Here is a 26,058-nt window from a genome sequence, read left to right as displayed (position 1 = left end):
CAGCCAGACCGCTGCGGGAGCCAATCCGGCCCCACGCCGGGCGCGGCCATCCACAGCCGAAACCCCGGCTTCCGCCCCCACCGCCCGACCAGCCCTGTTAGCCCTTTCCGGCGTACTTGGTCTGCCCCCCGTCGGTACTGCCCGCGCTTTGAACGGTCCGATGTTGGTACGGCGGTGGGTGTGTCTTGGAAGGCGCATTTATTCCTTCTCCTGGCTCTGTTCGCCGAGATGGAACGCACCTTCACCGCCGAACGCGCCGCCCATGCCCGCGCCGTCGCTGAAGCCAACCACCGCCAGATCGGCCGACCTCTCGCCCACCCCGAAGACAAGATCGAATACGCCCGACTCTTGAAGGCCCAGGGCGACTCCCTCGGCGTCATCGCAGGCAAGACGGGTATCCCCAAGACTTCGCTGCACCGCTACCTCGGCGACTGACAGCTGCGGCGGTTGCGGAATCGAGGGTTTTTGAGACCGCCGGAGACTGGTCTTGATCGCGAACCGCGTACGCTCAGAGCATGTCCGACTCGATCAAGCAGACCGTTGAAGCCCTGTCGGGCATGGACGACGTGAACAGTGTGCGCGACCTGGCGGAGCGAAGGCTGACCCAGGGAGATGCCGTGTTCGTCGCAGATCTTGGAATCGCCCTCTTCAAGCGGTTCGGGGCATCCTCCAATCCGATCTGGCAGTACCGAAGCGTGTTCAACTCCGTTCTGCGTCTTCTGACCGTCGCAGCCGGACGTGAGCACATGGAGCAGACGCTCCGCCTTCTTGCGGTCGTCGGAGAAGGAGACCGCAAGAAGGCGCGGTATCTGGCGTCACTCCTTGGCTCCAACCATTCTGCAGAGGATCTGGCACAGGTCTTCGCCGGTGGGTTGCGGAGCGGGGGCGGCTTAGAGGAACTCCGGGCATGCCTCGTTCATGAACTGATCCTCCGGGACTCGGTCATCGAAAATGTGCCGGCGATCGCGGAGTGGGCCACGTCTCCGCACTGGAGCCACCACCCCTTGCGGTGGCTTCCTCTGAGACGCTCACCAGTAGAAGAGGGACACGAGCTTCCCGGCTACAGCGTTCGCGGCTCCAGCCACTCGCTTCCCTTCGGACCGTCAGACGAAGGATCAGCGGTCACCTCCGAGAAAGGCGCCGCTCCACCCCCGGTCCGGGAGATCAGCACACCCGAGACTTCCGAGGCCATCGAGAGCGCCGTCACGAACTGGGCAGAGGAATCGAACGGCCGGATCGAATCCAGATCATTCGAGCTCGACGGACCTGCAGGATCGATCGCCGACCTGCTCGCCGCGCTGAATCTCGAATGTCTCGCTGGTCTCGGCCGCAAGATGACGCTGTCGACTTCTTCCTGTCCACCTTCTCGGGCCTGGCAGGTGTTGTTCGCCGCCGCGTCCACGGGAGGCGCCTACAACCAAGGCCTCTACGGCGCGTACGGCAGGCTGGCCGCATGGCAGTCGCTCCGCGGCTTGGCCGGAACGTCGGGCGGGGAGGCCTTCGCCGACGCCGAACAGCGAGTCCAGACATCCCGCTGGTACACCTTCGGAGCGACCACGAAATGGTTCGAGCAAGTCGCCTGGGACATCGGCATCACCGCCCTGTCTCCGGATAACCAACGACTACGCTTGCTCGCCGCAACCGACACGGACTGATCTTGCGCGGGATCCTCAGGAAGCCGTGAGGCCTCTGCGCTCAGCCGTCTGTGCACACGACTTCAGAAATCCGTGCAGTTGACTTCGGAAATCGACAAAAGAGGGTCCAGGGGGCCCGGGATGCCTTCAAAAACCCCTTCAATAACCTGAAGGCTTCAACAACCGTCACAGGCCGTTTGTTGAGAGGATGGAGGGCGTGACGAGCATCCTGGAGCCGCCTGCCGACCTGCTGGCCGCCTTACCGGCCCACCCCAGCGAGATCCACATCGGCTACGCCCGGGTCTCCACCGGCGGACAGAAGCTGGAGCGCCAGATCGATGCGCTGAGCGCGGCCGGGCGCCGCCGCATCTTCGCCACAAAAGGTCCGGCAAGACCGTGCAGCGGCCCGAGCTGGAGGCCTGCCACGCCTTCCTGACCGCCGGCGACACCCTGGTGGTTCCCTCCCTGGATCGCTACGGCCGGTCCCTGGCCGACCTGATCGCCATGGTCGGCGAGCTGCGCCGCTGCGAGATCGGCTTCGCCTCCCTGCATGAGAACCTCGACACCACCACCCCGGGCGGGCGCCTGGTCTTCCACGTCTTCGCCGTGCTGGCCGAGTTCATCCGCGAGCTCATCGTCGCCGGCACCCGCGAGGGCCTGGCCGCCGCGCGAGCCCGCGGCCGCGAGCGGCGCACCACCGTCATCGACGCACTCTTCGACCTCGCCGACACGATCATTACCGTGCGTAGCCTGATCAGGCAGGTATGGACGACTCACCGCTGGGACGAACGCCGGACCGCCGACCGTGACCGCACGCCTATCCGCGCGACCTCTTACAGCCTGGCCGCCCACCACGCCCACGTCTTCGGCCGCTGCTCGGCCAAGACCGGCATCGTCCCGTTCACGGACCTGGTCGAACAGGTCATGAGCCAAGGGCCGTATGCCTGCAGATGCCAGGACCGCTTCACGCGCGGACGGGAGACGTCAGTGATCAGGCAGTGAGCGAGTCGGGGTAGAACCGCTCGACGTGGTCGCGCTCGGTGTACATGCGCCAGTACTGATCGGCCAGGTCGTCCGGATCGACGATGCCGACCTTCGGGCCGTCGGCCGCGGTGAAGGCGGCCTGCGCCGCGGCGGCCACCTCGCTCCGGGCGATCAGGGAGGCGACGCTCAGGGTGCCGGCGTAGACGCCCGTGCCGGCCAGCTCGGCGTTGAGGGAGTACAGGTAGTTGCGGGTGGCGGACATCACCGGGCCCAGGCCGCTGAGGTACGGCATCGGCCGCGCCGCCGAGTAGCCCTGGGTCAGCAGAAAGGCACCGTCACCGCGCTCGGTCCACTCCGGCAGCACTGCCCGGACCACCTCGACCGGGGTGAACAGGAGCAGCGGCGACAGCTCCATCAGGGTCGCCGCGTCCAGCTCGGTGGCGGCGGTGAAGCCCGTGTCACCGCTGATCGGCCCGTACTCGACCACGTCGATCCGGCCCAGGCGGTCCCGGATCATCTGCACCAGGGCAGGCACCTCGGAGGGCTTGGCAAGATCGGCGGAGAAGGCGACCGCCTCGATGCCTTCGCCGCCGAGCTCCCCGGCGAGGGCGTCCAGCCGGTCCTTGCGGCGGGCCACCAGTGCGACCCGGAAACCTTCGCGTCCGAAGCGGCGGGCCACGGACACCCCAAGGCCGGTACCGGCACCGAAGACGGCGATCACTTTGGACATGGGAGTGCTCCTTGACATGAACGGCTTTCTTGACCCTGGGGTCAACTTGTTGGACGACGGTAGCATCCAACTTGACCCCCGGGTCAAATTGGATGCGTCTCAGGATGCGACCATGGAGTCCCACGCCACAGCCAGGAGGAACGACCGGATGCGGGCCGATGCGCAACGTAACGCGGAAAAACTACGGGCGGCCGCCACCGAGCTCTTCCAGGAGCGCGGCCTCAAGGTGCCGCTGAAAGAGATCGCCCGCCGGGCCGGGGTGAGTCACGGCACCCTGTACAACCTCTATGGCACCCGCGAGGCGCTCATCGACGAGGTGGTGACCGACCTGGCCGCAGGCCGCCTCGACGAGGTCGCCGAGCACGCCCTGTCCTTCGGCGACGCCTGGGACGGATTCGCCTACTACATCGAGAAGGTCTGCGAGCTGCAGGCCACCGACCCCGCCGTCGCCGACGTGGTCAGCGGCCGGTATCCGCGTGCCGAGCTGCTGATGGCCGTCTGCGGCCGGGCGCAGGCCGCCTCCACCCGGATCATCGAGCGCGCCCAGCGGGCCGGCTCCCTGCGCCCGGACTTCACCAGCGAGGACCTTCTGCTCGTCTTCGGCAGCAGCGCTCTGCTCGCTCGCGCAGCCGCCGGCGCCGCGCCCGGCGCGTGGCGCCGGGGCGTCGCCTTCCTGCTCGACGGGCTGCGTACGGAGGCCGTCCGAGGACCGCTTCCCGTCGCGCCTTTGACCACGCAGCAGATGTACGACGTGCTGGGCGGGCTCACGGTGAATCCGTGAACCCCTTGGCCCCCTCGGCGTGAGGTACGCCGGGTGCGTGGGCGGCTTTCGCATCGCCTTCCTCTACGCGCCGGCCGGCACGCCGGTGGCAGCCACGGGCCGGTTGGCCGCCGCGCCCGGCAAGGCCACGAGCGAGCAGACGACGCAGACTATGGCAGCCGCAGAGTCCGTGGCCGACACCCCGGTATTCCGCGGCCACGGATGTCGGTCCTCGGTGGCCGGGGCACACACCGGCGCAAGCCCGCTGCGGCCACCGCGGCCCGACCTGGCGCTCGCGTCCTGTGGGCCGCAGGCTGCGGCGTCAGAAATGCTCAGTCAGAGACTGTCGAGGAAGTCCTGGAGGGCGGTACCGGTTGAGCGCTCCGGTCAGGCCCGTCCGCTCGAACTCCGCGGATGCCACGAATCGCCATCTGGCCTTGACGATCGCGTCATAGGCGATCTGGCCGCAATAGGCGAGATGCTCGCACCGCCGCTGCAGGTCCGCCAGCTGCCCGTTCTCGCCGTGCACCACCCGCGCGGCCTGTCCGGACGCGGCCGTGGCCGGCCCGGCCCCGGCCCCGGCCCCGGTCGCACGCCCGGCCTGCCCGGCGATCTGCTCCTGAACGTCGCCGACTACGCGTCCCAGCGCCGTCGCGGCGTCGCGTAGCCGCGTCACACCGTGCTCCTGCAGGGGACAGATCGTTGGTGGCGATATCTTCTCAACCCCATGATTCACGGCAAACGCTCGCGCAACTCAAATGGATCAGCTACCCCGGCGGAATCCGTGGTCACCCTGTAGAGATCCTGACGCGAAGATCAGCGGACGAGGCATCGCCAGTAGGCCGGCGCGCGGCAGAACGGATCTCAGCAGCCGTAGTCGGTGAGGTGTTCGTACACCAGGCCAAGATCGATCACGGCGACGTTGAGCGCCGCGAGTGCGACCCGGACGTTGCTGGCGGCGCACGGCGGCATGTCGTCGCCGGCGAGCTCTTTGAGAGCCTCGTAGACGGCGACGAGCTTGGCCTCCTGGCCGGTGAAGGAACTGTTGAGGAGATCGGCAGCCATGGAGATCAACCCTTCAGCGCAGGTCTTGAAGGCGCTTGGCCTTCAGCTCGAAGCGAGGCAGTGAGTTGGGGGCCGCACGCTCGATGATGAAGCGCAGGCCTTCATGGGCATCGGCGAGTTCGGTCTGCAACCGGCCTTCCACGTCCGCCCATGCGCCGTCGTCGAGGGACGGCGCGGGCTCCACCGTCAGGAAGACCTCATCGCGCATCTCGACTTTCTCGATCCGGATCTGGAACTCCTCGATCGGGAAACCGCGCACTATCGCCTCGACCGCCCGCGGATACACGTTGGTGCCGCGCACCAGCTTCATATCGTCCACGCGACCGAGAATGCCGCCCTCGTAGAGGTCGAAGGTGCGGCCGTTCGCGGCGGTCGTATGGGGTACCTTCACGACCGCGTCCGCGGTGCGGTACTTGATCAGTGGGATGATGCTGCGGCCGAACGACGTGGTGACGCGCTCACCCCACTCCCCGTACGGAAGCTCCTCGAGAGTCTCGGGGTCGTAGACCTTCTCGATGAAGTGGTCCTCGATGATGTGGCAGCCGCCGGGCTGGTCGGCCGGCTCGAACATGAAGATCGTTGAGATCTCGGTCATCCCCGCGGTGTCGAACGCCTTCGCGCCCCATTCGGCCTCGATGAGTGCCTTCGTCTCGGGAATCATCCCCGCGGGCTCACCTGAGAGGACGACCGTGCGTACGGCCGAGCTCGGAAGGTCGACTCCCAGTTCGCGGGCCTCCTGGGCCATCCGGAACGCGTACGTCGGCGTGGTCGCGACCACCGTGCAGCCGAAGTCGATGATCTGCCTGACTCGCTGCGTGGTGGTCTGCGCGCCGCCGGGGACGGTCAACGCCCCGATCTTCTCCAGCCCGTTGTGCAGGCCCCAGAAACCGATGAAGGAGCCGTACCCGAAGGCCAGATAGCCGACATCGGCCGGTCGGATCCCGATGCCCCACAGGGCGTAGCACCACATCTCGGCCGCCCAGAACCAGTCCTTGCGGCTGTCGAGCGCCCGCAGTGGCGTGCGCCCCGAAGTGCCGCTCGTGGTGTGCATGCGAATCGCGCCCGCGGCCCCGGTCACGGGCAGGTCGCCGTAAGGTGGCAGCTCCGCCTGGTTCGCCATCCACTCGTCCCGGGTGAGAAACGGGATGCGCTGGTAGTCGTCCCAGCTCTTCAGCTGGTCCGCGGTGAACCCGGCCGCCGCCCACGTGCGGCGGTAGAACGGGCTGCGAGTCTCGGCCCATTCAACGACGCGCCGCAGCTTGGCGAACTGCAGGGCGCGCAGGTCGTCCCGGGCGAGCGCCTCCGTCTTCGGGTTCCAGTACGGGCTCTCGGCCACACCGGGATCCTTCCCTGAATGTCACGATCGTGACGGCCATCATAAGAATGAAAGGTGCCTTGACCCTAGATCCGGGACGTTACGTCTTAATTTCTCTTTGAGTGCGTGCGTCGAGATTGTGTAAGACGTTGGCTTGGCGTGTCCCGGTCAGGACTCCGGGCGCTTGAGCCGCTCGTCGGGAATCACCGCGACACCGAGGATCTCGATCATGGCCTCGGGCTGCCAGAGTGCCGTGCAGCCGATCCCCGCCATCGCCGGATAGACCGGACCGGCCAGCTCGCGCCAGACTCGGCCGATCTCCTTGCCGTGCGCCTGGTAGTCCGGGATGTCGGTCAGGTAGATCGTGATGCTGACCAGGTCCGCAGGTACGCCACCCGCGGCGGCGAGCGTGGTCAGCACGTTGCCGAACGCCTGTCGGAACTGCTCGACGATCCCTCCGGGAACGATCTGCATGTTGGCGTCCAGGGCGGTCTGGCCGCCCAGGTACAGAGTGTTGTCCACCAGCGTGCCGTGGGAGTAACCGCTCGGCGCCGGCAGGGAAGCGGGGTTGATGGCGTCGGGGGTCACGGATTCCTCCTCGGTCGCGAGTGTGGTCGCCCCCACATCTAAGCGCATCTATGTTGCGTTTTCTAGACGGTCGTTAATATTCTGTGACACCTAAGGGAGTCTGGGAGGTATGTATGCGGCTTGCGACCGTGATCACCGAAGCTGGATCGACCGCCGCCGCCCTGGACGAGGACGGCATCTGGCGTCGGCTGCCTGCCCCGGACCTGTCGGCGCTGATGGCCGCCGGGCCGATCCGCCTCGACGACCTCACCGACCCGCTCCTCGGGGCCGTTCCCGTCCAGCCCCTGCCGTCTCCGGGCAAGGTGGTCTGCTGTGGCCTGAACTACGGCGACCACATCTTCGAGATGGGGCGTGAACTCCCCGCTTACCCGACCCTGTTCACCAAGTACGCCGACACGCTGATAGGCCCAGGCGAGCCGATCGAGCTGCCGGCCGGTCTCAAGGTGGATTGGGAGGCCGAGCTCGCCGTCGTGGTGGGGACCGCGCTGTGGCGGGCCGGCCGGGACGTCGCCGCCGCCGCGATCGCCGGTTACACCGTCGCCAACGACGTCTCGGTGCGCGACTGGCAGAACCGCACCAGCGAGTGGTTCCAGGGCAAGGCCTGGGATCGGTCGACGCCGATCGGCCCGGTGATCGTCACCCCCGACGAGGTGGACGTGGCCGCAGGGGTGGAGGTCATCTGCCGGGTCAACGGTGAGGAGGTGCAGCGCGGCAGCACCCGCACCCTGGTCTTCGACCCCGCCGACCTGCTCGCCTACATCTCCACCTTCACCATCCTGCGCCCCGGCGACGTCGTGCTGACCGGTACCCCGGGCGGCGTCGGAGCCGGTCGCAAACCGCCCCGCTATCTCGTCGACGGCGACGTCGTCGAGACCGAGATCCCCGGCATCGGCACGCTGCGCAACGCCGTGGCCTTCCACGCCGGCCCCGCTCATCAGTGACAATCCAGGAGCCAGTCATGGAGCATGACCTGAGCAAGTACGCCCTTGAGGGCGACAACTCGATGTACGCCACCGAGAGTGGCCTGGTCGTCCCGGTGGTGACCCGCGGCGGCCTCGAGGCCGGCGACACCGGGCAGTCCGACGGCGCGACCCGCATCTCCGGCGTCAGCATCCAGCACACCCCGGCCACCAAGCTCTGGTTCGGCAAGGTGGGCAACGAGGCCGGCTATCGCTCGGTCCCGCACCACCACGGCGAGGCCGAGACCGGCGGCTACGTGCTCTCGGGCCGTGCCCGCATCTACTTCGGCGACAGGTTCGAGGACTACGTCGACCTCGAGGAGGGCGACTGGGTCTTCGTCCCGCCGTTCATGCCCCACGTCGAGTGCAACCTGGACCGCGACAGGCCGCTGACCTGGATGACGACCCGCACGCCGGAGAACATCGTCGTCAACCTGCCCGACGTCCCGGACACCGATCTGCCGGGCTGGCTCAGCCGATGACCGCCGGGACGTCGATGACGGCACGGACGCCGCAGACCTCGGCGGTCTTCTGCGCCGCGATCACCCTCACCGAGGCCGAGCCGGAACACTTCGATCTCGCGTTCACCGCCGTCACCCAGCCGTGTCCGTGGCCCAAGGCGTACGGCGGCGACCTGGTCGCCCAGGCCGCGGCCGCGGCGATGCGGTCGGTGACCGACGGCAAGACGCTGCACTCGATGCACAGCTACTTCATGCGCCCCGCCGACATCGGCGCAGACGTGCGCTATGAGGTCGAGTTGCTGCGCGACGGCCGGGGCTACAGCACCCGCCAGGTCCGCGGCTACCAGAACGGCAAGCCGCTCTACGTGTGCCTGGCCGGCTTCGCCGCGGGCGAGCCCGGCGGGACCTTCGCCGCAGAGCTCCCCGCCGGCTTCCCCGGCCCCGAGGAGCTGCCCAGCACCGCGGCCTACCTCGAAAGCCGCAGCGGCGGAACCATGACCGAGGAGTCCAAGGCCTACTGGTCCGCCGGCCGCAGCTTCGACATGCGCCATGTCCCCGGCCCGGTCTACCTGAGCATCGATGGCGAGCAGGTGCCGCACCAGGCCGTCTGGGTCAAGCCGTTCGACACTCTGCGCAGTGTCGAAGGGCTCACCGACGAGCAGCGTGACCTCGCCGCGCTCGCCTACGTCTGCGACTACACCATCCTCGAGCCCGTCCTGCGCGTGCTCGGGCTGCCCTGGGCCGAGCCCGGGCTCGTCACCGCCAGCCTCGACCACGCGATGTGGTTCCACCGCCCCCTGGCATCCGGGACGATCGACGACTGGCTCCTCTACGTCCAGGACGCGGCGGCGGCGGACGGCGGCCGCGGCCTCGGCATCGGCCGCTTCTTCACCCGCGACCGTTGTCATCTGGCCACCGTCGTGCAGGAAGGCATGATCCGCACCTCGGGGAGGAACCCGTCATGAGGATCGCGATCGCGGGCGGCGGCCCCGGCGGACTCTACTTCGCCGCGCTGATGAAGCAGCTTGACCCGACCCATGAGATCACCGTCTGGGAGCGCAACGCCCCCGGCGACACCTTCGGCTTCGGCGTCGTCTTCTCCGACGAGACCCTTGGCGGCATCGAGAACGCCGACACGGTGATCTACCAGCAGATGGAGAGCCGGTTCGCCCGCTGGACCGACATCGACATCACGTTCAACACCACCTCGTTCACCGTCGGCGGCCAGGGCTTCGCGGCGATGGGGCGCAAGGAGCTGCTGCACATCCTGCAGAAGCGGGCCGCCGATCTCGGCGTGACCGTCCGGTACCGGGCCGAGGCGCCCGACGTCGAGGAGTTGCGCGCAACGTACGACCTGGTGCTGGCCTCCGACGGGCTCAACTCCACCATCCGGACCAAATTCGCCGATGTCTTCAAGCCGTCGCTGGACGTACGCAGGAACAAGTACATCTGGTTCGGCACCGATCTGGTTTTCGAGGCGTTCCAGTTCTTCGTCAAGCAGACGGAGTGGGGCGTCATGCAGATCCACGGCTACCCGTTCTCCGACACCGGCTCGACCTTCATCGTCGAGATGCACGAGGACGTGTGGCGCCGGGCCGGCTTTGACGCGACCGAGCGCGAGGTCTTCCCGCCCGGGGTGTCCGACGACTACGCGGTCGCGCGGATCAAGGAGATCTTCGCCGACGAGCTGCGCGGCCACACCGTGCTGACGAACAACTCCAAGTGGATCAACTTCACGACGGTCCGCAACGAGCGCTGGTACGCCGGCAACGTGGTGCTCCTGGGCGACGCCGCCCACACCGCGCACTTCTCCATCGGTTCGGGCACCAAGCTCGCCATGGAGGACGCGCTTGCGCTGGCCGCCTGCCTGCATGAGCATCCGACGGTGGCCGAATCCCTCGAGGCCTACCAGTCCGAGCGGAGGCCTGTCGTCGAGTCGACCCAGCGTGCGGCGCAGGCGTCGCTGGAGTGGTTCGAGAACATCGGGATGTACGCCGGCCAGGAGCCCGCGCAGTTCTGCTTCAACCTGCTGACCCGGTCGCGACGGATCACGTTCGAGAACCTCAAAGAACGCGACGCCGAGTTCGCCGAACTGATCGAGACGGAATTCGCGAAGGCCAACGGGCTCGAACAGGTCGCGCCGGCGATGTTCCAGCCGGCATGGATCGGCGGGCTGGAGCTGAAGAACCGCGTCGTGGTCTCGCCGATGGACATGTATTCCGCCGTGGACGGCCTTCCCGGCGACTTCCACCTCGTCCACCTCGGCTCCAAGGCGCTCGGCGGCGCAGGCCTGGTGATGACCGAGATGGTCTGCGTCTCGCCCGAGGGGCGGATCACGCCGGGCTGCACCGGGCTGTGGAACGACGAGCAGCGCGACTCGTGGCGGAAGGTCACCGACTTCGTCCACACCCGAACCACCGGCAGGATCGGGCTCCAGCTCGGCCACTCCGGCCGCAAGGGCTCGACCAAGCTGATGTGGGAGGGCCTCGACGAGCCGCTGGAGGAGGGCAACTGGGAGGTCACCGGCCCTTCCGCGCTGCCCTATGGATCCGGCTGCCACATGCCGCGTGAGATGACCCGAGCCGACATGGACAAGGTCGTCGCCGACTTCCTCGCCGCCGCGCGCCGCGGCGTCGAGGCGGGCTTCGACCTGATCGAGGTGCACGCCGCCCACGGCTACCTGCTCTCCTCGTTCCTCTCGCCGATCGCCAACCACCGCACCGACGGATACGGCGGGTCCCTGGAGAACCGGCTGCGCTTCCCGCTCGAGGTGTTCGACGCCGTCCGTGCGGCGGTGCCCGCCCCGATTCCGGTGACGATCCGCATCTCGGCGACCGACTGGGCCCCGGAGGGCAACACCGAGCACGACGCGGTGGAGATCGCCCGCGCGTTCATCGAGCACGGCGCCGCCGCCATCGACGTCTCCTCCGGACAGGTGACCATGGCGGAGAGGCCGGCCTTCGGGCGGTCCTACCAGACTCCGTTCGCCGACCGGATCCGGCACGAGGTCGCCGGCCCCGCGGGTGTCGCGGTCATCGCGGTCGGTGCGATCTCGTCATACGACGACGTCAACTCGATCCTCCTCGCCGGCCGCGCCGACCTGTGCGCGCTGGGCCGCAGCCACCTTTACAACCCGCAGTGGACGCTTCAGGCCGCCGCCGAGCAGGAGTACGGCGGGCCCGGCGCGCCGTGGCCGGACCAGTTCGCCGCCGGCCGCCGCAAGCCGCCCAGTTCGCGTACCGACAAGATCCCACCGCGCCTGGCGTTGCTGCGCGCCCCGGAGACGGACAACGTGCATCTGCGATGGACTCCCGACCGCGTCACCATGGGCCCGTGACGGCTCCGCGAGACACCAGGACGGCCGGCGTTCACCGTGTGCGCGTGGAGTGGATCGACACCGACGCCGCAGGGATCTACCACAATACGGCCGTGGTGCGGTATGTCGAGGCCGCCGAGGCCACGCTCATGCGTGAGCGCGGCCTCGACGGCTACTTCTCCTCAGCCCCGCGCGTCCGATACGAGGTGGATTTCGAGTCACCGCTCCGCTTCGGGCAGGAGGCCACCACCGTCGTCGAAATCGTTCGCATCGGCACAGCCTCGATGACGTTCGCGTTCGAGCTCTGGGGCGAGCCGTTCGCCGGGCGACCCCGCACTCGTGCCGCGCACGGACGGTTCGTCACGGTCCACATCGATCCTCAGACGGGCAAGAGCGCACCGTGGCCACAGCAGTGGCTCACAGCGCTCGGCGTCTCATGACCAGGATTTTCCGGCAACCTGGATCAGGCATCATGAGCCAGATGAGCGACATGGATCCGGTAGACACGATCACCCCGTCCCACCAGTCACGCACCGTGCTCATCGGTTTTCTCGGCGCCATCGTGCGACGGATGGGGAACTGGATGCCGATCGCGGGCACGGTCGAGCTGCTCGGCCAGTTCGGCCTCGACCAATCAAGCGTCCGCACCGGCGTCTTCCGGCTCAAGCAACGTGGCTGGCTGGTCCCGGACACACGCGAAGGGACCCGCGGCTACTCCTTGGCAGCGGAGGCGCTCGAATCCCTTGCCGACGGCGATAAGATCGTCTGGCATGCCCGGCAGCCGGCGGATCTCTCCGACGGCTGGTGCGTCGTCAACTTCTCGGTGCCCGAGTCGACTCGGACGAAGCGGAACCAGCTCCGCGCGCACCTGTCATCGCTCGGGTTCGGCAATATCAGCTCGGCGGTCTGGATCGCCCCGGCCCGCATGCTGCCGGCCGCTGAGCGCGCTATCGGCGAGCTCGATCTCATGCGCCACTGCGCTGTCTTCGTCGGTGACTATGCCGCAGGCCAGGACCTTCGAACGATGGTCCACGCCTGCTGGGACCTTGAGGGAATCGACCGTCGATACCGTGAGTTCATCGACAGGCACAAAGACGAGACGCGTGTGCTCGAGCGCTCGGGAGTCATCGACGGGCAACACGCGTTCGTGTCATACCTTGCCGTCATCGACGATTGGCGGAAGCTGCCCTTCCGTGACCCTGGCCTGCCGCGTGAACTTCTCCTGGACGATTGGGCGGCACCAGCGGCAGGCGCCCTCTTCGAGAAGCTGGTCGCGTTGCTCGAAGGCCGTGCTCTGGCCCATGCGGCGAGCTACTGGCCCACCACCCCGGCGAGCCGTGTCGGTCCGGTCGTTTAGTTGTCGCGATCATCCGGTCGGAGAAGCTGAGGCCCGATCGTCCTGGCTCTGGGGCGATCGGAGGGACGATGCGCCGCTACGCCGGGATCCGTGGGATGGTTGCGCCTTATGAGTAGATCGTCGAAGGTAACGCACATCCTCCTGGCGGCTGAGGTCACGTTCGGGAGGAGGACGCCGACCTGGAAGGTGGCGAAGTCGGTGTGGGCCGCTTCGACGGCTTCGGGGTAGGCCTGGCGCTTCTCGTGCTCGGCGAGTGCCCGGTAGATGCTGGCCAGGCCAGGGTTCTGGCCCTTGCGCTCGCCGGTGGGGATGATCACCCTTCCTCGCTGGAAGGGCGGTCTCACGCCTCGGACGGCGCACCACTGCCATGGCGCTGCCGCTGGCGGTGTTTGCGCATGGACACCTGAGAGCCGCAGCCAGTACTGCAGTACAGCCCTCCCCCATTGCGGGTGCGGTCGAAGAAACCGAAATGGCATGGGGGGTTCCGGCACGCCTTGATGCGCCCCCAGTCGCCGCTCTGCGCAAACGTCGTCACCGCAGCCAGTACGGTTCCGAACACGCGCGGCACCCCCGCCTGCGGCGAGGCCAGCTCTACACCGCCGGCCGTGACCACCGTCGCCAGCGGGTAGAGCGAACCCACACGCCGCAGGTGCCGCTCGGCACGCAGCAGCGGCTCACCCAGACTTTCCTCATCGCCCGAGTGCGCGAGCAGCACAGTCACCAGGGCATCACGCAGCTCGCGCGCGACCGCGGCGTCAGCGTCGGTCACCACGGTTTCGCCACCGAACTCGTCGCGCTCCGCCAGCCACGCCGCGAACGAGTCCCCGTCCCCGAACAACTCTCGGCGACCCGATCCGTCCGCGCGCGTGTTCACGAACGCGAGAACGGTCTCCACCGTCGGCGTGACGGTGCGCGAGCTGGGTTTGGGGGATCCGGCCGCCGCAGTGATCATCCCCCCACAGTACATCAGCGTGAGCGGCGCTAATCCAACTAGTGAGCAACCTCCCAGCCGATCCAGTTTGACTCGTTGCGAGCTAACAGCTTACGGTCGCAACATGAACGGAACACCCAACCACCAGACCCACCTCCGCACATGGCTGATCACCGGCGCGACGTCCGGCATCGGCCGCGAACTGACGCTCCAGGCACTGGAGAACGGCGACACCGTCTCGGCCCTCGCCCGCGACACCTCCTCCCTGGACGAACTGGCGCAAGCGCACGGTGAGCGCCTGCTTCTCATCCAGGCGGACGTACGTGACGAGCGAGCCGTCCGGGACGCAGTGAAAGGCACGCTCGCACGGTTCGGCCGTATCGACGTCGTGGCCAACAACGCGGGATACGGACTGTTCGGAGCCGTTGAGGAGGCCTCCGACACGCAGGTCCGTGCCGTGTTCGACACCAATGTCTTCGGAGTGCTCAACGTGCTCCGCGCAACGCTGCCGGTGCTCCGCGCCCAGCGATCCGGGCACATCCTCCAGGGCTCGTCGGTCTACGGGCAGTCCGCCCATCCCGGCGTGGGTCTGCTGGCCGCCACCAAGTACGCGGTCGAGGGGCTGTCGGACGCGCTCGCGGCCGAGGTCGCACCGCTCGGCATCAAGGTCACGATCATCCAGCCCGGGCTGACCGCGACCCCCTTCCTTGCCAACCTCGATGTCGCAGTCGGCCTGGGCGACTACGACCAGACTGTCCGCGAGGTTCAGAAGGGCATCGGAGAGCTGCCGGCGGCCGCGTTCTCCGCCGCGACGCGGATCGCCGCAGGCATCCGGACCGCGGTCGACAGCCCCAACCCTCCGCTGCGCCTGGCCCTTGGCGCCTCCAGCGCGACGGGCATGCGCCCCGCTTTGGAAGCACGGATCGCAGACCTGGACAGCTGGCAGCGTGTGACCGACGCCGTCGACAGGTAGTAAGCCACGAATCCCGCCGGGAACATGGTCATGGCGGAGGCGGCCCGCCCCCCTTACCGCCCGGCCATGACGGCGCCCTCCTCCCGAACGTGACCTCAGCCGCCATGTAGCAGTGAGGTCCTGTTCTCGGAAGTGCTGAGCTGGGGTTTCAAGCCGGAGTCACGTGTGTTCTCGAAAGTCGGTAGCGTCTCCGCTTCCGAGAACACGGTCTTCTTGGAACCTCGGTGACCTGTACTGATCAGCTCACTTGGGGCTGGGGCCACGCTCGGGAGGAGGACGCCTTTCTCCCGTGCTTGGTCTGCCCCCTGACGATGCCCAGGAGCTTCCGCAGAGAACTGGCCGGTCCGGGACAAACTCGCTGGGAGAAGATCAACCGGTAACGGGTTCGTGACACCTTGGCGCGCTATCGGCCGCAGACGGCAATCTTGGAAGGGTGCCGACTTCCTCCTCCTCCCAGCCCGCGAGTGTGCCACCGACGCCGGTTCGACACCATCGGCGCCGGGTGGTGGCAGCTGTGGTCGTGGCCGTATCGGTGCTGGCACTGGCCACCGGGCTGGTGGGGTTCTTCGCCGATCCGCTGCACCTGCCGGATGCGGCGCTGGACGTGCTGGACAAGCGGGCCAGCGTACTCAGCCTGTTCGTCGGCATCGCGGGCCTGGCGGTGGCCGGGGTGGGCCTGCTGCGCCAGCAGACCCCGCCATCGTCCGATGCGCCCGCCGCGCCTGCTGTCTCCTCCTCCGGGCCGGGGTCGCCGGTGGTCGGCGGGGCGATGTCGGGCGGCATGGTCGTCGGGCAGGTCTCCGGCGGCACGACAGCCGGCCCGGGCGGCGCCGCGGCCGGTGGCCAGCGGGCGGTGGCCGTGGCCGGCGACCTCACCGCCGGAATGCTCATCACGGGCGACGGGGCCACGATCACCACGACGGCCGCCCAGATGCGGCCACCGCTGCCGCCCATCGGCGCGGTGGAGGTGCCGGCGGCTGGGCTGGCCGGGCTGCCGCGCCGCCCGGCGGGAGTGTTCGTCGGCCGGCAGGAGCAGCTGGAGCGGCTGGAGCCGGCGCTGCGCTCCGGCCCCGGGGTGATCACGCAGGCGGTGGTCGGGCTGGGCGGGATCGGCAAGAGCGAGCTGGCCCTGCAGTACGCCCACCGGCACCGGGACGCCTACCGGCTGGTGTGGTGGATCACCGCCGAAACCCCGGAGCAGATCCAGGCCGGGCTGGCCGAGCTGGGCCGGGCGTTGTGTGCCGGCGTGGCCTCCAACGCCGCGGCCCAGGCTCCGGCCGAGGAGGCCGAGGCGTGGGCGCTGGCCTGGCTGGCCGCCCATGACGACTGGCTGGTGGTCTTCGACAACGCCGCAGACGCCGAGGACCTGCAGCCCTGTCTCGGCCGCCTGAGAGCCGGGCACGTGCTGGTCACCAGTCGCCGCGCCGTCGGCTGGCAGGACGTTGGCGAGGTGCTGCAACTGGGCGTGCTGCCGCAGGCCGATGCGGTGCAGCTGCTGCTGGAGGTGATCGGCGCCGAGACCACGGTCGACCGGGCGTCGGCCGGGGAGCTGGCGGCGGAGCTGGGGGAGCTGCCACTGGCCCTCAAGCAGGCCGGCGCCTACATCGCCGCCACCCCCGGCATGGACCCGGCCACCTATCTGGGCCTGCTGCGCACCACCCCGGTGCGGGCGCTGAGCGCCGACCCGCGACGCGACACAGCGACCGACCGCGTCGTCGCCCGGGTGTGGCAGGTGACATGTGCGCGGATCGAGCAGATCGACCCACGGGCGATGCGGCTGCTGCAGGCGCTGGCCTGCTACGCCCCCGACGACCTGCCGTGTGAGGTGCTGACCGGGTTCGAGGGTGGCGATGCGGCCGTGATCGCCGACGCCCTGGGCGTGCTGGCCTCCTACAGCATGATCAATCGGTCGCGGGACGGGCGGGCGGTGAGCGTCCACCGCCTGGTCCAGGCCGTCACCCTGGCCGCCCTGCCCGACGACGCCCGTACCATCGCCCGCGCCGCCGCCGCCGACCTGCTGCAGGCCGCCCTGCCCGACGACCCCGAGCGCATCTCCTCCTGGCCGCTCTACGCTCGGCTGCTGCCACACGCCCAAGCTGTCCTTGACGCCGGCTCCGACGCCATGCGCGCGATCCTCAACTACTTGGGTGCCAGCGGCGACTACCGCTCCGCCCAAGCCCTGCAGCACCGCCGCTACACCGTGCTGCACCACGCCCGCGGACCTGAACATCCGCAGACGCTGACCGCCCAGGCCAATCTGGCGTTCTGGACAGGACGGGCAGGGGATGCGGTCGGTGCGCGGGATCAGTTCGCGGCGTTGCTGCCGGTGCGTGAGCGAGTGTCAGGTCCTGAACATCCGCAGACGCTGACCGATCGGGCCAACCTCGCCCGGTGGACGGGGGAGGCAGGGGATGCGGCCAGAGCGCGAGATCAGTTCGCGGCGCTGCTGCCGGTGCGTGAGCGGGTGTCGGGTCCTGAACATCGGCAGATGCTGACCGCCCGGGCCAATCTGGCGTTCTGGACGGGACGGGCAGGGGATGCGGTCGGTGCGCGGGATCAGTTCGCGGCGTTGCTGCCGGTGCGTGAGCGAGTGTCAGGTCCTGAACATCCGCAGACGCTGACCGATCGGGCCAACCTCGCCCGGTGGACGGGGGAGGCAGGGGATGCGGCCAGAGCGCGAGATCAGTTCGCGGCGCTGCTGCCAGTGCGTGAGCGGGTACTGGGTCCTGAACATCCGCAGACGCTGACCGATCGGGCCAACCTCGCCCGGTGGACGGGGGAGGCAGGGGATGCGGCCAGAGCGCGAGATCAGTTCGCGGCGCTGCTGCCAGTGCGTGAGCGGGTGCTGGGTCCTGAACATCCGGAGGCGCTGACCGCCCGGGCCAATCTGGCGTTCTGGACGGGACGGACGGGGGATGCGGTCGGTGCGCGGGGTCTGTTCGCGGCGCTGCTGCCGATAGTCGAGCGGGTGTCGGGTCCTGAACATCCGGAGACGCTGACCGCCCGGGCCAACCTCGCCGGGTGGACGGGGGAGGCAGGGGATGCGGTCGGTGCGCGGGATCAGTTTGCGGCGCTGCTGCCGGTGCGTGAGCGGGTGTCGGGTCCTGAACATCCGCAGACGCTGACTGACCGGGCCAATCTGGCGTTCTGGACGGGACGGACGGGGGATGCGGTCGGTGCGCGAGATCAGTATGCGGCGCTGCTGCCAGTGCGTGAGCGGGTGTCGGGTCCTGAACATCCGCAGACGCTGACCGCTCGGGCCAACCTCGCCCGGTGGACGGGACGGGCGGGGGATGCGGTCGGTGCGCGAGATCAGTATGCGGCGCTGCTGCCAGTGCGTGAGCGGGTGCTGGGTCCTGAACATCCGCAGACGCTGACCGCCCGGGCCAACCTGGCGTTCTGGACGAAGGAGGCTGAGGGGCGTCCCTGAAACGGTGGCGGTCTCAAGGGGTCAACGCATCACCGTCTTTGATGAGGTCAGCGTAGACCTCGGCTGGACTTCGAAAGTCGTGGATCCGGCGAGGCCGGTCGTTGAGCTCGGCGGCGATGCCATCGAGGTCTTCCTGTGTCAGGTGGCGCAGGTCGGCGCTTTTGGCCAGATACTGCCGTAGCAGCCCGTTGGTGTTCTCGTTGGTCCCTCGCTGCCAGGGACTGCGCCGTTTACAGAAGTAGACCGGGACACCGGTGTCGTTGCTGAAGAGGCGATGCTCGGCCATCTCTCGGCCGCGATCCCAGGTCAGCGAACGGCGCATCTGCGGCGACAGGCCGGTGAAGACGCGGGTCAGATGCGGCCGGACCTGCGCGGCCTTGATTCCATCGGGCAGCGCCACCAGCACCACGTAGCGGCTGGTGCGCTCGACCAGGGTGGCGATCGCCGAGGGACGGCTGCCCATCACCAGATCGCCCTCCCAGTGACCGGCGATCAGACGGGTCTCGACCTCGAGCGGACGAGCTTTGATCGAGACCATGTCGCGCAGCCGACCCCGGCCCGAGGCGTGGCGGGCCGTCCGTGGATAACGCATGGGCCGGCCGGTGCGCAGCTGCCGCGACAGGTCCCGGTTGATCGCCCGGCGCCGTGGGTCGAACAACGAGCGATAGATCGTCTCGTGGGAAACCTGCAGGTGCCGGGCCTGGGGAAAACGGCGCCGCAGCCAGCCGGCGATCTGCTGGGGTGACCAGCGCCGGGCGAGCTTGTCTTCCACCAGGCCACGTAAATGGAGGTGTTGGGCCAGCTTGGCGGGCTTGGGGCGACATGCCCGCCGACGGGCGTTGTCTTCAGCGTTTCGGGCCCGGTAGTGCTCGCGGCCGCCGTTACGGGCGATCTCCCGGGAGACGGTCGAGGCCGAGCGTCCCAGCCGCCGGGCGATCGCCCGCGCCGAGTGGCCGGCGGCCAGGCCACGGGAGACCTCCTCCCGCTCGGCGACGGCCAGGTGCCGGAGCGAGCGTCGTACGGCAGGAGGCCGGACGCCGCCGGTCTGGGCGAAGAAGCGGCGTACATGCTGTAGCGGAGCACCGACGCCCCGGGCGATGGAGCTCAGCGACTCTCCGCTGCGCCATCGCTGCCAGACCTCGTCTTGGCGATCGGGTGATAACCCGTAGTCCCGCACACGCACCTCCACTAATGATCAAGGTCATTGTGTGGTGATGCGTTGACCCCTTGAGACCGCCGTCGTTTACGGGACGGTGAAACGATCATGGATGCCGAGGAGGGTTCGCCCAGGAACGGCCGTCCCGAAACTCATCCCGAAACACCGCCTCTGGAAATTGAGTTTCAGGATCCTTTTCGGGACGGTGGGGAGATGCGCACCCCCGTGAATGCCTCCCAGGAGACCTCGGAGCCCACGATCAACACGATCCGGATCGGCTACGCCCGCGTCTCCACCCGCGCCCAGGACCACCTGTCCCAGATGGAGGCACTCGCCGGGGCGCACTGCCGCGAGGTGGTCGAGGAGACCGCCAGCACCCGCAAGGACCGGCCCAAGCTGACCGCGACCATCGAGCGGATGACAGCCGGCGACACCCTGGTCATCTACAAGCCCGACCGGGTCGCGCGCTCGGTGAAGGAACTGCTGGTCTTCCTCGAAGACACCCTGGCCCCCCGCGGCATCAACCTGGAGATCTTGAGCGGCATCTGCGCGGGCCTGCACCGGCCCAACGGCCAGACGGTCGCCGACAAGATGCTGTTCATGGTCGCGGCCATGGCCGCGGAGATGGAGCGCGACCTGATCAGCGAGCGCACCCTGGACGGCCTGGCGGCCGCCGCCGCGCACGGCCGCAAGGGCGGCCGGCCTCCGGCGCTGGACGCCGACACCCTGGCCATCGCCCGCGCCCGCCTGGCCCGCGGGGAGTCGGTCACCACGATCGCCAAGCATCTGAAGGTGGGGCGCTCGACGCTGTATCGGGCCCTCGAAGGCGACGACCGGCAATAGGCCGCTGTGTGGGCGCCCAGGGTACGGAAGCCGTTACAACCAGATGCGAGCCCGCAGTCCCGACGGAACCGCGGGCGCTTTGTGCCGGAGCTGGTCAATACGACAGCTGATCGGCGGTCACACCGCCGTCCGCGCCGTGGGCGGCGGCGTGCAGCACCACCTGGTGCAGCTGCTCGATGGAGTGGCCGGCGAGTGGGATGGGGCTGCCTTGCAGGGTGTACCACTCTTCGGCCCCGGTGTACTGCACCTGCACCTGGGTCGCCTGGGCGCGTCCGTCCGAGTCAACCTCGGCCGGATTCCCTGCGTCGTATCCATTGTGGATCTTGCCAGGCTCCGGAGGCTGCGTATCGCGGCCGCGGCCATCACCCTGTTGTTCACCCTCGGTGTCTTCGATCAGCTGAAGACGCCCGCCCTGCCGATGCCGGCACGGGCTGCCGCCTCGGTCGAGGAGATCGCCGACCGGCTGCGCGGGCACCTCGACGACGACGTCACTTACGCCCCCCATGTCACTCTCCCGGGCATTCCCCTTCTGGCTTGGTGCTGGCCGGAGAACATTGAGACACGAATGCCGCCCGAGGGCGTGCCCACCTACAGCGGCAAGCTGCTCCCCCCGGAGATGGACGAGCCGCTGGAGGTGCGGTTCTGGATCACTTCCCCCGAGACGGCGGTGAGCGCGGTCGCGGCGGCCAGCTCTGGCACCGAGGAGTGCGGCCGCCCCGACGATGACGTGCTCAAGGACGTGGCCGACTTCAACCAGCGGGGGTGGCTTGGCGTGCAGGCCCTGGTCACTACGGATGTCTGGACGGAGGATGGCGACTCGGGCGCCAGCGCGACGATCGTGGCAGCGCGTGGCGGGCTGCTGGCGGAGGTGACGTGGGCCTGGCCGTTCGAGGCGGACGGCGAGCCGGACCCACATGTACTGCTCCAGGGCACTGTGTCGGCCACGTCCGTGCTGGCCGCCGTTGGCGGCGACCCTGCCAAATCCGCACTCGCCACCACCACGCGGTCGGCCTCGGCCGCGATGGCCGCGGCCCTGCCCCCTCCGTCCGCTTACGGAAAGGACATGGTGTCGTGGCCGGTCCCAGGCAGCGCGCCGGGCTCGCATGAACTGGTCTGCGGGGACCCCTTTCATGAGCAGAACGCCTACAGCGGCGCGCCCGCTGTTACCCGTCGCCTGATCGGTGAGGTAGGTGAGGTATCGGTCCGCGAGGACGTGCTGTTCCTGCCTGAGGAGCAGAGCGCCGAACGGGCGCGCACCAGGTCGCTCGGCTGGGATGGCTCATGCCTCTCCGACGAGGGCGAGCAGTCCTACAGCATCGATCCCCGACTCGAACCCTTCACCAGTGGCCCGTGGACAGGCGAGATCAAGACCTTCGCCGTGCAGCGCCCCGACCCGCCGCGCCGGCCCAAGGGCATCTACCGCCGCTCGGTTGCTCATGTCGCCGTGGGCGTGCGCCATGGCACCGCCATGGTCTACCTCCGTTGGCAGGGACCGGTCGGAACCGACCCGGCCGCCGCCCTGCGCACCGGCCGCGCCGCCATCACGCGCACACTCGACCGTCTGCCCGTCGGCGATTGAAGCCTTCGATCCTGCGTCTTGCACCGTTCCGACCCATCGTGATCTTGTTGAGAATCGATCAGTTGATGAACGTGATCGGCTCGCGGTGCGCCGAGGGCCCGCAGTCCCGTCGGGACTGCATCTGAGGTTGAAGGGCTGAGCACCCGGCTGATGTATCGGATGCTGATCCGGCGTGGGCGACCCGGGGAGGTCAAGGGTTTTGATCCCCGGCGGTTCGCAGCTCTGCTGGATGCCGCGCACGCCCAGCTCGGCGGGGCGATCGTGCTGGTGTGGGACAATGACCGCCGCCACTTGTCGGCCGCGATGCGCGCGTTGATCGATGCCCGCCCGTGGCTGACGGTCTTCCAGTTGCCCGCTTATGCGCCGGAGCTGAACCCGGCCGAGGGCGTGTGGTCGGCGCTCAAGCGCGCTCTGGCCAACCTCGCGCCTCGCGACATCGACGAACTCGCCGGAGTCGTCGCCACCAAGCTCAAACGAATGCAGTACCGATCCGGCCTGTTGGACGGATTCATTGCTCAGACCGGCTTCATCCTCAAACCGCTGTAACTCCAGCCCTTCAACCCTCAGTGGCACGGACCCGATCAAAGGCCGAGCAGGCCAGCGCGGGATAACAACGATGGGGAGGCCTTGGACGCAGCCCCCGAGGGCTCTCTCGCTGGGGACGTCGGGGGCCGCGTATGCTATCGATCTTGCATCGGTCAGAAGCCAGGCGGCCAGGTCGCGTCCGGGCCTGGCGTGACGTGCAGGATGATCACGCCGTCGTTGTAGGTTTTAGCCGACACGACCGCCCAGCTGGGGTCGATGCGGGAAGCGGGCACGTTCTCCTCTACCTGGAAACCTTGTTCCCCGCTCCTCAGTGGCCAGTCGAGCCCGTAGGCCACCTTAAGGTCGTGTTCGCGCACGACGCGGGCCGCCTCGCCGGCGGATCGGCCTTGGAGCTTCACTCCGGCCAGCGCCTCGCCCGGCCAACTCGCGTCGGCGGGGTAGGCGTATTTCTCGCCGGGCTTCGCCGGGTGGCCCAGGCGTAATTGCGCGGGCCCCTTGAGATCGGCGGTGATGCGGAAGGCCGTCAGGCATCCTTCGACGCGCTCGGCGCAGTCGGACATGGTGACCGACGCCCGAGCACCGGGGCCGGCCTTGCCGAGGTCAACTCCGACGACGGGGGATCGCTGCTGTGGCGAGACGGGGATCAGCTTCACCGTGATGTTGTCCAGGCCGACCTTGCGGAAGGCCTTCTCCAGCTCGGCGGGGTCGGGATCGCCGTCGGTGATGTAGAAGGCGTACTCGTCGCCGTCGCGGTCGATCGTCACGGCCTGGCTGGCGTATACCTGCTCGGACGCCCTGAACAGGGACGGCCCGACGACCAGGGCTCCCGCTAGGACGACGGTCGCGACTACGCCGAACAGGATCCGGCGTGGAGACGGCACGAAACGCCGCCGGGCCGGAGCCTGCTTCAGCAGGACGATCTCCGCCAGCAGCGCGTCCGCGCCCGTGGAGGACGCCCGGCCGACCAGATCTTTGTCCAGCACCCTCGCCTGGCTCCTAAAGATCTGGTCGTTGTTCACGGTGCCTCCTTCTCGATGAGCGTCCGCGCTTCGAGACGGACCGATGGGTGGATCTTCTCCAGGGCTTTGGCGAAGCGCTTGCGGGCCCGGTGCAGGCGGATGCGGGCGGCGTTGCGCGAGCAGTCCAGCACCTCGGCGATCTGTCCGGGGTCGAGCTCTTCCCAGACGGCCAGAGCCAGCAGTTCGCGATCATTGTCCGAAAGCATGTCCAGGGCCGGGCCCACCTCGTCAGGCCCGTTCTGGGAGAAGGTCGGAGGGTAGAAAAGCTCGGCTTCGGCCGTGAGCTCGGCGTGCCGGGTGGCTCTGCGTCGCTCGCCGCGACGGTGGTTGGCCAGGACCCGCCGGGCCACGCCGTACAACCAGAGCCTGTCGGCCTCGCCGTGCGGGAGTTCGTCCATCCGCCGCCAGGCGATCACATAGATCTCAGCCACGACGTCGGCCGCGTCCTCAGCGCAGGAGCAGCGCCGCGTGGCGTAGCCGAGGATCTGCTCGTACGTTCGCCGGTACACAGCCTCGAACCGAGCCCGGTTGTCTGTTTCATCCACGCGTCATCCTCGTCAGACCTTCCGAACGCTCAGAGGGTTTCAATCCCTATATGTCCGCGAGCGATCGCAGAATTTCAGGCCATGCGACTTATGTTCACGGGCTGCTCCGCCACCACTGCATCAGGAGCGGGTCAGAGCCCGAAAAGGTCAGCGGCCGCGCGTACGGTGAAGTTCTCCCCTTGACGCAGGGTTCCGGCAGTAATCGCGGAAAATCCAACGGATACGCCCCTGGCCTGCTCTGATGTGAGGGCACCGCAGGACCGGTGTGCCGGTCAGTGGGTGCGGTGGCCGGACCGAGGATGTCGCTGACCTCGCCCGGATGCCTCACCTCAACGCTGGTCGGCGAGATCCGTTGGATTTTCCGCGATTACTACCGGAACCCGTTGACCACCAGATCAGGCGCCGCCGCCTGCGGTGCCTTCGGCGGGCGCCTGGTCCGGCTCGGGGAACAGTTCCAGTTGCTCGCTGGCGGGCTCGGCGCGTGTGAGTTTGAGGCAGCGGCGGCAGGTGACCGGCCCGCGGTCGGGGTGGGCCGCGGCGGGGTCCCAGCCGCTGACGCCGACCATGCAGGCCGGGCCGGGCATGCGCTCGTCGGCGAACCAGCGGGTCATCGCGACCTCGTGCACGATGCCCGAGGACCGGACCCGCAGGTTCGAGCCGTCGGCGTAGGCGGCCCGTGCCGCGGCGGCGATCGTGGCCAGCGCCTCCTGAACGCCCGGGGTCGGCGGCGTGTTCTCCATCAGGCACCTCCGCCGAGGATGGACGCCATCCGGTAGGCGGCATGGAAGTCGAGTTTGCGGCGGCCGCGGTTGTAGCGCTGGGTGGTGACGGGGGAGGCGTGCCCGAGCAGTTCCTGGACGTCGGTCAGCGGCACCCCGGCATCCAGGGCGGTGGTGGCGGCGGTGGCCCGCGCGGTGTGCGGGGTCAGGCGGGTGTGGTCGACGCCGGCGGCGGTCGCGGCCCGGCGCAGCGCGGTGGTCATCCGCCAGCGGTCGAACGGCCGGCCGTCCTCCCGGACGAACAGCGGCTCATCGGGGGAGCGGTCATCCAGCAGCGGCTGCAGCAGGGCGCGCACCCGCGGCGGGATGGGCATGCGGTCGGTCTTGCCGCCCTTGCGGCGAAACAGGATCATGGTGTGCCCGGCGTCGGCGGCCACCGAGCCGACGGTGAGGGCGACCAGCTCGCCGACGCGGACCGCGCACACGCTCAGCAGCGCCACCGCGGCGGCGTCGGCCGGGTAGGTGGCGGCGATGGTCTCGGCGCCGTCGACCAGGGCGGTGGCCTCCTCCACGGTGCGGGCCAGGGTGGTGCCCACGGTGGAGACCTCCGGCCGCCCCACCGGGTCGGCCGGGTTGGCGGCGAGGAGACGGCGGCGGGTGGCGTAGCCGTACAGCGACGACAGGCTCGACAGGCGGCGGGCCACCGTGGCCGGGGCCAGCGGGACGCCGGGCCGGGCCAGGCCGGCGCGCGCGGTGCCGGTGGCGATGGTGTCGCGGTAGTGCGTCAGGTGATCCTCGGTCACGGCCAGCAGCTGCACGCCCGGCGTCTCGACCGCCAGCCAGCGGACGAACGCGGCGACGTCGGCCAGGCGGGCGCGGCGGGTGGTGACGGCCTTGCCCGCCTTCAGCCAGGCGGCCACGGCCGACCATTCCGCGTGGGGGAGCGCGTCGACGGTGTCGACGTCGGCGCCGGGCACCTCACCACCGTCGCCGCGCTTGCGGCGAGGAGACAGACCGGCGATGTCGCCCACGGTGCGCACCATCGGTTCCGGCAGCGCCACCACCGTGCCGAACGGGGCGGAGGCCGCCGGGACGCCGTCAGCGGGGCGGAGGATCGCGCTGGGGAGGATCTCGGTCACGCCGGTAAC

28 protein-coding genes and 2 pseudogenes are annotated in these 26,058 nt (G+C 68.8%); 17 read left to right on the top strand and 13 right to left on the bottom strand.

Features of this window, described 5'->3' with window-relative positions:
- The first annotated feature begins 228 nt into the window (after nucleotides 1-228).
- The 5 genes and pseudogenes from J2S55_RS39390 to J2S55_RS39370 all read left to right on the top strand — a co-directional run.
- Entirely contained in the window at nucleotides 229-435 is a 207-nt protein-coding gene (locus J2S55_RS39390; protein ID WP_306871765.1) for a helix-turn-helix domain-containing protein, read from the top strand.
- A gap of 80 nt (nucleotides 436-515) precedes the next feature.
- On the top strand, nucleotides 516-1,655 hold the full coding sequence (locus tag J2S55_RS39385; RefSeq protein ID WP_306871762.1) for a DUF6183 family protein: 1,140 nt from the start codon (nucleotides 516-518) through the stop codon (nucleotides 1,653-1,655).
- A 196-nt stretch (nucleotides 1,656-1,851) separates the two neighbouring features.
- A complete protein-coding gene (locus J2S55_RS39380; protein WP_306871760.1) occupies nucleotides 1,852-2,070 on the top strand; it encodes a recombinase family protein in 219 nt (72 codons plus the stop codon).
- A pseudogene (locus tag J2S55_RS39375) lies at nucleotides 2,031-2,258 on the top strand (recombinase family protein); the annotation flags it as partial. The gene J2S55_RS39380 and the pseudogene J2S55_RS39375, both read left to right, overlap by 40 nt.
- A gap of 48 nt (nucleotides 2,259-2,306) precedes the next feature.
- Nucleotides 2,307-2,432: pseudogene (locus J2S55_RS39370) on the top strand (IS5/IS1182 family transposase); the annotation flags it as partial.
- A gap of 193 nt (nucleotides 2,433-2,625) precedes the next feature.
- Here the strand turns inward: J2S55_RS39370 and J2S55_RS39365 are convergent.
- On the bottom strand, nucleotides 2,626-3,348 hold the full coding sequence (locus tag J2S55_RS39365) for an SDR family NAD(P)-dependent oxidoreductase (protein ID WP_175592006.1): 723 nt from the start codon (nucleotides 3,346-3,348) through the stop codon (nucleotides 2,626-2,628).
- 112 nt (nucleotides 3,349-3,460) lie between these two features.
- Between J2S55_RS39365 and J2S55_RS39360 the strand changes: the two genes are divergently transcribed.
- A complete protein-coding gene (locus tag J2S55_RS39360) occupies nucleotides 3,461-4,129 on the top strand; it encodes a TetR/AcrR family transcriptional regulator (RefSeq protein WP_306871756.1) in 669 nt (222 codons plus the stop codon).
- 301 nt (nucleotides 4,130-4,430) lie between these two features.
- Here J2S55_RS39360 and J2S55_RS39355 read toward each other — a convergent pair whose 3' ends face one another.
- From J2S55_RS39355 to J2S55_RS39340, 4 genes are all read right to left on the bottom strand, one after another.
- Complete coding sequence (locus J2S55_RS39355; RefSeq protein ID WP_306871753.1) at nucleotides 4,431-4,784, bottom strand: hypothetical protein; 354 nt, start codon at nucleotides 4,782-4,784, stop codon at nucleotides 4,431-4,433.
- Between the two features lie 188 nt (nucleotides 4,785-4,972).
- Nucleotides 4,973-5,173: a hypothetical protein gene (locus tag J2S55_RS39350; protein ID WP_306871750.1), complete on the bottom strand. Its 201-nt coding sequence runs from the start codon at nucleotides 5,171-5,173 to the stop codon at nucleotides 4,973-4,975.
- 13 nt (nucleotides 5,174-5,186) lie between these two features.
- Entirely contained in the window at nucleotides 5,187-6,509 is a 1,323-nt protein-coding gene (locus J2S55_RS39345) for a phenylacetate--CoA ligase family protein (protein ID WP_306871747.1), read from the bottom strand.
- Nucleotides 6,510-6,656: 147 nt separating this feature from the next.
- Complete coding sequence (locus J2S55_RS39340; RefSeq protein WP_306871743.1) at nucleotides 6,657-7,076, bottom strand: RidA family protein; 420 nt, start codon at nucleotides 7,074-7,076, stop codon at nucleotides 6,657-6,659.
- 113 nt (nucleotides 7,077-7,189) lie between these two features.
- Between J2S55_RS39340 and J2S55_RS39335 the strand changes: the two genes are divergently transcribed.
- Genes J2S55_RS39335 through J2S55_RS39310 form a run of 6 tightly spaced genes read left to right on the top strand, consistent with a single transcriptional unit; the run spans nucleotide 7,190 to nucleotide 13,169 of the window.
- The gene (locus J2S55_RS39335; RefSeq protein WP_306871742.1) at nucleotides 7,190-8,017 is read left to right on the top strand and encodes a fumarylacetoacetate hydrolase family protein; all 828 of its coding nucleotides are present in this window, start codon (nucleotides 7,190-7,192) and stop codon (nucleotides 8,015-8,017) included.
- Between the two features lie 17 nt (nucleotides 8,018-8,034).
- Nucleotides 8,035-8,517 (top strand): cupin domain-containing protein, encoded by a 483-nt coding sequence (locus tag J2S55_RS39330; RefSeq protein WP_306871739.1) that lies wholly within the window; start codon nucleotides 8,035-8,037, stop codon nucleotides 8,515-8,517.
- Nucleotides 8,518-8,531: 14 nt separating this feature from the next.
- Complete coding sequence (locus tag J2S55_RS39325; protein WP_306871737.1) at nucleotides 8,532-9,461, top strand: acyl-CoA thioesterase; 930 nt, start codon at nucleotides 8,532-8,534, stop codon at nucleotides 9,459-9,461.
- The gene (locus tag J2S55_RS39320; RefSeq protein WP_306871735.1) at nucleotides 9,458-11,833 is read left to right on the top strand and encodes a bifunctional salicylyl-CoA 5-hydroxylase/oxidoreductase; all 2,376 of its coding nucleotides are present in this window, start codon (nucleotides 9,458-9,460) and stop codon (nucleotides 11,831-11,833) included. Before J2S55_RS39325 ends, J2S55_RS39320 begins: the two co-directional genes overlap by 4 nt.
- A gap of 44 nt (nucleotides 11,834-11,877) precedes the next feature.
- Nucleotides 11,878-12,252 carry an acyl-CoA thioesterase gene (locus J2S55_RS39315; RefSeq protein ID WP_306871731.1) on the top strand — a complete coding sequence of 125 codons (375 nt, stop codon included), beginning with the start codon at nucleotides 11,878-11,880 and terminating at the stop codon, nucleotides 12,250-12,252.
- Nucleotides 12,253-12,293: 41 nt separating this feature from the next.
- Entirely contained in the window at nucleotides 12,294-13,169 is an 876-nt protein-coding gene (locus J2S55_RS39310; RefSeq protein WP_306871729.1) for a PaaX family transcriptional regulator, read from the top strand.
- Here J2S55_RS39310 and J2S55_RS39305 read toward each other — a convergent pair.
- Complete coding sequence (locus tag J2S55_RS39305; protein WP_306871727.1) at nucleotides 13,166-13,486, bottom strand: hypothetical protein; 321 nt, start codon at nucleotides 13,484-13,486, stop codon at nucleotides 13,166-13,168. The genes J2S55_RS39310 and J2S55_RS39305 overlap by 4 nt on opposite strands.
- A 23-nt stretch (nucleotides 13,487-13,509) precedes the next feature.
- Nucleotides 13,510-14,121: a CGNR zinc finger domain-containing protein gene (locus J2S55_RS39300; RefSeq protein ID WP_306871725.1), complete on the bottom strand. Its 612-nt coding sequence runs from the start codon at nucleotides 14,119-14,121 to the stop codon at nucleotides 13,510-13,512.
- Between the two features lie 103 nt (nucleotides 14,122-14,224).
- On the opposite strand from J2S55_RS39300, the gene J2S55_RS39295 reads away from it, so the two are divergent.
- On the top strand, nucleotides 14,225-15,073 hold the full coding sequence (locus J2S55_RS39295; protein WP_306871724.1) for an SDR family NAD(P)-dependent oxidoreductase: 849 nt from the start codon (nucleotides 14,225-14,227) through the stop codon (nucleotides 15,071-15,073).
- Between the two features lie 502 nt (nucleotides 15,074-15,575).
- Nucleotides 15,576-18,503, top strand: coding sequence for a tetratricopeptide repeat protein (locus J2S55_RS39290; protein WP_306871723.1), 2,928 nt, complete (start codon nucleotides 15,576-15,578; stop codon nucleotides 18,501-18,503).
- A 13-nt stretch (nucleotides 18,504-18,516) separates the two neighbouring features.
- On the opposite strand, the gene J2S55_RS39285 is transcribed toward J2S55_RS39290, so the two are convergent.
- Entirely contained in the window at nucleotides 18,517-19,680 is a 1,164-nt protein-coding gene (locus tag J2S55_RS39285; protein WP_306871721.1) for an IS30 family transposase, read from the bottom strand.
- A gap of 192 nt (nucleotides 19,681-19,872) precedes the next feature.
- Here J2S55_RS39285 and J2S55_RS39280 point away from each other — a divergent pair, with 192 nt between their 5' ends.
- Nucleotides 19,873-20,502, top strand: coding sequence for a recombinase family protein (locus J2S55_RS39280; RefSeq protein ID WP_306871720.1), 630 nt, complete (start codon nucleotides 19,873-19,875; stop codon nucleotides 20,500-20,502).
- Nucleotides 20,503-20,596: 94 nt separating this feature from the next.
- Here the strand turns inward: J2S55_RS39280 and J2S55_RS39275 are convergent, their stop codons facing one another.
- Entirely contained in the window at nucleotides 20,597-20,755 is a 159-nt protein-coding gene (locus J2S55_RS39275; protein ID WP_306871718.1) for a hypothetical protein, read from the bottom strand.
- A 63-nt stretch (nucleotides 20,756-20,818) separates the two neighbouring features.
- Between J2S55_RS39275 and J2S55_RS39270 the strand changes: the two genes are divergently transcribed.
- The gene (locus J2S55_RS39270; RefSeq protein ID WP_306871715.1) at nucleotides 20,819-22,081 is read left to right on the top strand and encodes a hypothetical protein; all 1,263 of its coding nucleotides are present in this window, start codon (nucleotides 20,819-20,821) and stop codon (nucleotides 22,079-22,081) included.
- Nucleotides 22,082-22,231: 150 nt separating this feature from the next.
- Entirely contained in the window at nucleotides 22,232-22,627 is a 396-nt protein-coding gene (locus tag J2S55_RS39265; RefSeq protein ID WP_306871714.1) for a transposase, read from the top strand.
- A gap of 152 nt (nucleotides 22,628-22,779) precedes the next feature.
- Here the strand turns inward: J2S55_RS39265 and J2S55_RS39260 are convergent, their stop codons facing one another.
- From J2S55_RS39260 to J2S55_RS39245, 4 genes are all read right to left on the bottom strand, one after another.
- Nucleotides 22,780-23,646: a hypothetical protein gene (locus tag J2S55_RS39260; RefSeq protein ID WP_306871712.1), complete on the bottom strand. Its 867-nt coding sequence runs from the start codon at nucleotides 23,644-23,646 to the stop codon at nucleotides 22,780-22,782.
- The gene (locus J2S55_RS39255; protein WP_306871710.1) at nucleotides 23,643-24,191 is read right to left on the bottom strand and encodes an RNA polymerase sigma factor; all 549 of its coding nucleotides are present in this window, start codon (nucleotides 24,189-24,191) and stop codon (nucleotides 23,643-23,645) included. The genes J2S55_RS39260 and J2S55_RS39255 overlap by 4 nt, the downstream gene beginning before the upstream one ends.
- Before the next feature lie 395 nt (nucleotides 24,192-24,586).
- Nucleotides 24,587-24,931, bottom strand: coding sequence for a hypothetical protein (locus J2S55_RS39250; RefSeq protein ID WP_306871708.1), 345 nt, complete (start codon nucleotides 24,929-24,931; stop codon nucleotides 24,587-24,589).
- Complete coding sequence (locus J2S55_RS39245) at nucleotides 24,931-26,049, bottom strand: tyrosine-type recombinase/integrase (protein ID WP_306871707.1); 1,119 nt, start codon at nucleotides 26,047-26,049, stop codon at nucleotides 24,931-24,933. Before J2S55_RS39245 ends, J2S55_RS39250 begins: the two co-directional genes overlap by 1 nt.
- Nucleotides 26,050-26,058 lie beyond the last annotated feature (9 nt).

It is taken from the genome of Streptosporangium brasiliense, assembly GCF_030811595.1.
GTDB lineage: Bacteria > Actinomycetota > Actinomycetes > Streptosporangiales > Streptosporangiaceae > Streptosporangium > Streptosporangium brasiliense.
Note: the sequence above shows the minus strand (reverse complement) of the source record. Positions and strands in the feature narration are given on the sequence as shown.

What these genes read in the sequence shown, in the direction of transcription:
- J2S55_RS39390 (WP_306871765.1), top strand. Translation starts at nt 229, where the DNA reads ATGGAACGCACCTTCACCGCCGAACGCGCCGCCCATGCCCGCGCCGTC.
- J2S55_RS39385 (WP_306871762.1), top strand. Translation starts at nt 516, where the DNA reads ATGTCCGACTCGATCAAGCAGACCGTTGAAGCCCTGTCGGGCATGGAC.
- J2S55_RS39365 (WP_175592006.1), bottom strand. Translation starts at nt 3,348, where the DNA reads ATGTCCAAAGTGATCGCCGTCTTCGGTGCCGGTACCGGCCTTGGGGTG.
- J2S55_RS39360 (WP_306871756.1), top strand. Translation starts at nt 3,461, where the DNA reads ATGGAGTCCCACGCCACAGCCAGGAGGAACGACCGGATGCGGGCCGAT.
- J2S55_RS39350 (WP_306871750.1), bottom strand. Translation starts at nt 5,173, where the DNA reads ATGGCTGCCGATCTCCTCAACAGTTCCTTCACCGGCCAGGAGGCCAAG.
- J2S55_RS39335 (WP_306871742.1), top strand. Translation starts at nt 7,190, where the DNA reads ATGCGGCTTGCGACCGTGATCACCGAAGCTGGATCGACCGCCGCCGCC.
- J2S55_RS39330 (WP_306871739.1), top strand. Translation starts at nt 8,035, where the DNA reads ATGGAGCATGACCTGAGCAAGTACGCCCTTGAGGGCGACAACTCGATG.
- J2S55_RS39325 (WP_306871737.1), top strand. Translation starts at nt 8,532, where the DNA reads ATGACGGCACGGACGCCGCAGACCTCGGCGGTCTTCTGCGCCGCGATC.
- J2S55_RS39320 (WP_306871735.1), top strand. Translation starts at nt 9,458, where the DNA reads ATGAGGATCGCGATCGCGGGCGGCGGCCCCGGCGGACTCTACTTCGCC.
- J2S55_RS39310 (WP_306871729.1), top strand. Translation starts at nt 12,294, where the DNA reads ATGAGCGACATGGATCCGGTAGACACGATCACCCCGTCCCACCAGTCA.
- J2S55_RS39300 (WP_306871725.1), bottom strand. Translation starts at nt 14,121, where the DNA reads ATGATCACTGCGGCGGCCGGATCCCCCAAACCCAGCTCGCGCACCGTC.
- J2S55_RS39295 (WP_306871724.1), top strand. Translation starts at nt 14,225, where the DNA reads ATGAACGGAACACCCAACCACCAGACCCACCTCCGCACATGGCTGATC.
- J2S55_RS39280 (WP_306871720.1), top strand. Translation starts at nt 19,873, where the DNA reads ATGCGCACCCCCGTGAATGCCTCCCAGGAGACCTCGGAGCCCACGATC.
- J2S55_RS39265 (WP_306871714.1), top strand. Translation starts at nt 22,232, where the DNA reads ATGTATCGGATGCTGATCCGGCGTGGGCGACCCGGGGAGGTCAAGGGT.
- J2S55_RS39250 (WP_306871708.1), bottom strand. Translation starts at nt 24,931, where the DNA reads ATGGAGAACACGCCGCCGACCCCGGGCGTTCAGGAGGCGCTGGCCACG.